Source organism: Variovorax sp. 01T439_2 (assembly GCF_056398445.1).
In genome coordinates this window covers 1-4264 of record NZ_JBFTPJ010000507.1, presented here as the reverse complement: position 1 = coordinate 4264, position 4264 = coordinate 1, and the positions used below count along the sequence as shown (strand labels likewise).

Genomic DNA, 4264 nt, shown 5'->3' with positions numbered 1-4264 from the left:
ACCTGGCACGGTCGATCGCGGCGCTGGCCTGATCGCCCGGTTCCGGAGCGGCTTTGCGGTGCTTCAGGCCGGCACCAGCCGCCACCATTCGGAGCGCGGCTTCTCGCCATTGCGCTCCTCTTCCACCACGCCGACCAGCAAGCCGGCGCTTGCGGCGCCCAGCTTCGAGAGCTGCAGCAACTGCTGCGGATCGCGGCACAGCGCAAAGCTCGCGTCGCCCTGCCATTCGAGGCAGCGGCCGACCTCCGCCAGCATCAGCGCAGGCTGGCCCTGCATGAAGGTGAACGGCATCAGCATGCCGGCGTCGAGCTGCGCCAGGCCCGCATGCGTCGCGCCCCAGGCGCCGCGCAGGCTCGATACACGCAGGCGGGCCCCCGCGGGCAAGGCCGCCTCGCCCGCGGCATCGAGGCACTGCCGGGCCCCGAACATCGCAAGCTCGGTCCAGAGCCCGACGCGCCGCGGCCGCCGGCCGAGCCGGTGCGCGAGCTGGTCGCGCCAGTCAACAGGCAGCGGATCGGCCGCGAAGTGGGCGACGGTGCGCCATGCGGGGGCGGAACCGGCGTTCATCGGCCATCCTCCAGCACCAGCGAGGCGTGCCCGCCGCCGAACCCGACCACGTTGAAGAGGATGTTGCGCAGCCCGGCCGGCGCCTGCGTGCTCAGCGCAATGCCGAGTTCATCGTCGATGGCATAGCCAGCGGACGGCCACACGCCACTCTCGATGCAGGCAACGAGCAAGACCAGCTCGGCGGCCCCCGAGGCGCCCAGCGTGTGGCCGATCGCCGACTTGAGCGACACCAGCGGCGGCAGCGGATCGAAGACCTGCTTCAAGGCCAGCGCCTCGATCGCATCGTTGGCCGGGCTGCCCGCGGCCTGCACCTTGACCAGGCCGATGTCCTGCGGCCGCAGCCCGCTCTGCGCCAACGCTTGATGGCACATCGCAAGCACCGCGCTGGCCTCGGTGCCCGAGGGATTGCGCCCATCGACCACGTTGGCCCCGCCCGCAATGCGCCAGCGCGCCGCGCGCGAACCGAGCCGCAATGCGGCCACCGCCTCGCCGAGCACCAGCCCGTTGCGCCCGGCGCCGAAAGGCCGCGCGCCATCCGGCGAGAGCAGCTGCATCGCGCCGAAGCCGGCCACCGTGAAGCGGTTGCCGAGCTCGGCGCCGATCACCAGCGCCTCGTCGGCCTGGCCGCCTCGGATCAGGTCGCAAGCCGCGAGCACCGCATTGAGCGCCGAGGTGCAGGCCGTGGAGATGGTGAAGACCGGCCCCTGCCAGTCGAGCGCAGCGGCCACGAGGCCCGCAAAGTCCTGCAGGTCGCCGCCGAGCCGCAGGTCCTGCACCGTGTGCTCCATGCCGCCGATGTCCAGCGAGGACGATGCGACGAAGAGCGGCCCGGACCGCGCTGCCGCTGTTCCTTCGTACGCCTGTGCGGCCACGCCGCGCACGACGCGCGCGAGCCGCTGCCGCCAGTCGCCTTCCTGCGGCGGCAGCATGTGGACCGGCCACTGCACGCCTTCCGAAACCGCGACCGGTACAGGCGGAACGCCGCCGCGTGCCAGGGCCTCCACGGCGGTCGGAAGATCGTTGCCCAGCGTGCAGGCCAGGCCCATGCCGGCAAGGTACACGCTCCTGACGCTCATGCCTTGCCCGCTTGCACCAGGTGGTCCGCCAGATGGACGATGGAAGTGAGCGCGCGGCGCGTTTCCTTGCTGTCGGGCATGCGCACGCCGAAGCGCTGCTGGATCGTCATCGACACCTGCAGCGCGTCGAGCGAATCGAGGTCGAGCCGGGCCTCGGGCCCGAACAGCGGCTCGTCGTCGCCAAGGCCGCCCGGCGGCGCGTCCTTTTCGACGGCCTCGAGCACCATGGCCTTCAGGCTGGCGATGAATTCAGCGGAATGGAAATGGGTGGTCACGATGCGCGCCTGCGAAACAGAAAGACGGCGAGAAGGAACATGGCCGCCGCAAACACCACGAGCCGGCCGACCTGCGGCAGCGTCTCGGCCACGCCGCCGCCGCGCAGCAGCACGGTGAGCAGCGCCTCCAGCCCCCAGTTCATTGGCGAGATCTCGACCAGCCGCTGCATGAAGCCCGGCATCACGAACTTGGGCACCATGATGCCGCCCGCCGCCGCCATCAGCACGTTGACCATCGGCCCGATGGTGGCGGCCTGCGCATGGCTGCGCACCGCGCAGGCCAGTGCCAGCGAGAGGCTCACCGCGGCCAGGCTCACGGCCGCCAGCGCCAGCACCAGCGCGCCCCAATGGATGCCCGCGAGCGAAAGCGCGTCGCCGCCGATCAGCGGCATCAGCCAGATGCCGGCGGCCAGCATCAGTACGGCCTGCAGCGCGTTGACGCCCAGGTAGGGCAGCGCCTTCGACATCAGCAGCATGACGCGCGACACGCCCAGGCTGCGCAGCCGGCCCAGCGCACCCGAGCTGCGTTCCTGCACGAACAGGCTGGAGAGCGAAGCAACCACGAAGAACATGCCGAACACCAGCCACGCGGGCACGTTCTGCTGCACCGAAGTGGGCCGCGGGCCGGCGGTGGCAAAGCGCTCGGCGTTCACCAGCGCCTGGATCGAGGCACCCGGCGGCGGGCCCGAGGTGCCGGGCACCGCGAGCGCCAGGCGCGCCTTCAGTTCGCCGGACGCCCCGACGAGCTCGGCGCGCAGCGCGTTGAACAGGTTGGCGTCGATGCCCGGGTCCGTCAGAAGCCGGATGTGGGCCTTGGTCGACAGCGCGGCCGATTCGAGCTCCGCCGACAGTCCGGGCTCCAGCACGATCACGTACTTGAGCGCACCGCTTCGCAGCTGCGCCTGCCAGTCGGCATCGAGCGCCCTGGGCGCGCCGTGGCTGCGCTGCCAGATCTGCTGCAGCCATTGCGCGGGTGTCTCGGTGTCGCGCCGGTCGACCGCATAGCTCAGTTCGGCCAGCGGCGGGCGGTAGATGTCCTTCAACGTGAGCGACATCAGCACGATGAAGACCATCGGCATCAGGAACAGCGCCGCCAGCCCGTGCATGTCGCGCACGAGTGCGAGCAGTTCCTTCTTGATGAGCGCGAGGAGCATGGTGCTTCTTCAGTCGCGCAGCGAGCGATGGGTGAGCGCCATGAAGAGCTGCTCGAGATCGTGGCGGCCGAACTCGGCGTGGCGCACCTCGATGCCTTCGGCTTCCAGCGCCTGCAGCACGGGGCCAGGCCCGGTGCCTTCGCGCAGGTGAATGCGCCAGTGCACGCCGCCCTGCTCCACCGTGCCGAAGCGCGAGAGCTTCTGCGCGTCGAGCCCGTCGGCGGCCAGCGTGAGCAGCATGGCGCTCTTGGACAGCAGTTGCTCGAGCGAGCCTTCGCGCAGCACGCGGCCATGGTCGAGGATGGCCACGCGATCGGCAATGGCCTCGATCTCTTCCATGTAGTGCGAGGCATAGATCACCGCCGCGCCCTGCTGCGCCAGGCTCTTGATGGCATCGAGAATGAAGGCGCGCGACTGCGGATCGACGCCCACCGTGGGCTCGTCGAACAGCATCAGCTCGGGCTCGGGCAGCAGCGCGATGGCCAGGTTGAGGCGGCGCTTGAGGCCGCCCGAGAGCCGCTCGGCGCGCACGCCGACAAACTGTTCGAGCTGCGCAAAGTGCGTGCAGGCCTCGATGCGCGCCTTCTTGCGCGCGCCGTCCAGGCCACCCGCCGCGGCAAAGCATGCGAGGTTCTCGGCCACGGTGAGCATCGGATAGAAGGCCTGGTCCTGCGGCGCCACGGCGATGCGCGTGGGGGCCTTGGCGCGCACCTGCTGCAGCGGCTGGCCGTCGATGAGGATCTCGCCCGACTGCACGGCGAGCGCGCCCGACAGATGCGAAATCAACGTGGTCTTGCCCGCGCCGTTGGGGCCGAGCAGGCCCATGACGCAACCCCGGGGCACCGCAAGCGAGACGTCGGTCAGCGCGGCCGCGTCGGCGTGCGGATAGCGGTGGCCGAGGTTCTTCAGTTCCAGCATCGGGCGGTGTCTTGTTTGGGAGGCTGCTGTTCGGGGTGCGCTCCCGCCGACGGGGTACCTTGCTCCGCGAATGTCCTCCGGCCTTCGGCCTCCCCCTTGATTTCGCTGCGCAAGGCACCCCATCGACGAGAGCGTTGGACAGAGCGGTGGTTGATCAGCGATACACACAGAGCGTGCCCAGGTGCACAGGGCATCGGGTGCTCCCCGCAGCGAAATAAAGGAGGAGCCGAAGGCGGGGGACATTCGCGGAGGGGAGTACCCGGTGGCCTGTGCA

5 protein-coding genes are annotated in these 4264 nt (G+C 70.2%); all 5 read right to left on the bottom strand.

What is annotated here, in order from left to right:
* Window positions 1–63 precede the first annotated feature (63 nt).
* From AC1DOC_RS21730 to AC1DOC_RS21710, 5 genes are read right to left on the bottom strand one after another with little or no spacing between them, the layout of a single operon-like run.
* The gene (locus tag AC1DOC_RS21730; protein ID WP_018907381.1) at window positions 64–567 is read right to left on the bottom strand and encodes a hypothetical protein; all 504 of its coding nucleotides are present in this window, start codon (window positions 565–567) and stop codon (window positions 64–66) included.
* Entirely contained in the window at window positions 564–1643 is a 1080-nt protein-coding gene (locus tag AC1DOC_RS21725; RefSeq protein ID WP_478084176.1) for a beta-ketoacyl synthase N-terminal-like domain-containing protein, read from the bottom strand. Before AC1DOC_RS21725 ends, AC1DOC_RS21730 begins: the two co-directional genes overlap by 4 nt.
* On the bottom strand, window positions 1640–1918 hold the full coding sequence (locus AC1DOC_RS21720) for an acyl carrier protein (protein ID WP_278879944.1): 279 nt from the start codon (window positions 1916–1918) through the stop codon (window positions 1640–1642). Before AC1DOC_RS21720 ends, AC1DOC_RS21725 begins: the two co-directional genes overlap by 4 nt.
* Window positions 1915–3072 carry an ABC transporter permease gene (locus AC1DOC_RS21715; RefSeq protein ID WP_478081383.1) on the bottom strand — a complete coding sequence of 386 codons (1158 nt, stop codon included), beginning with the start codon at window positions 3070–3072 and terminating at the stop codon, window positions 1915–1917. Before AC1DOC_RS21715 ends, AC1DOC_RS21720 begins: the two co-directional genes overlap by 4 nt.
* Window positions 3073–3081: 9 nt before the next feature.
* A complete protein-coding gene (locus tag AC1DOC_RS21710) occupies window positions 3082–3990 on the bottom strand; it encodes an ABC transporter ATP-binding protein (protein WP_478081384.1) in 909 nt (302 codons plus the stop codon).
* Window positions 3991–4264: the final 274 nt, after the last annotated feature.